Source organism: Elizabethkingia argenteiflava (genome assembly GCF_009904105.1).
GTDB lineage: Bacteria > Bacteroidota > Bacteroidia > Flavobacteriales > Weeksellaceae > Elizabethkingia > Elizabethkingia argenteiflava.
Genome location: NZ_JAAABJ010000222.1, coordinates 1 through 250 on the forward strand (window position 1 = coordinate 1; position 250 = coordinate 250).

Consider the following 250-nt stretch of genomic DNA (forward strand, 5'->3'; position numbering starts at 1 on the left):
ATTATGAAAAAGAAACAATTCAGTGCGAATCAGATTTCCAGTATTTTGAAAGAATTCGATAATGGTAGAAGTATAGAAGAGCTTGTACGCAGCTATGGCATTAGCAGAGCAACACTGTATAATTGGCGCAAAAAGTACGGAGGAATGGAAGCGAGTGAAATGAAGAAAGTGAAAGAACTAGAAGCAGAAAACAGACGCTTAAAGCGTATGTATGCTAATTTAGCCATGGAATTGGATGTAGCCAAGTATA

Annotated in this window: 1 protein-coding gene; it reads left to right on the plus strand. The window is 37.2% G+C overall.

The window, feature by feature from the left end:
• Positions 1-250: transposase (locus GNY06_RS01945; RefSeq protein ID WP_166518559.1), on the plus strand; the 250-nt coding region annotated here is incomplete at both ends.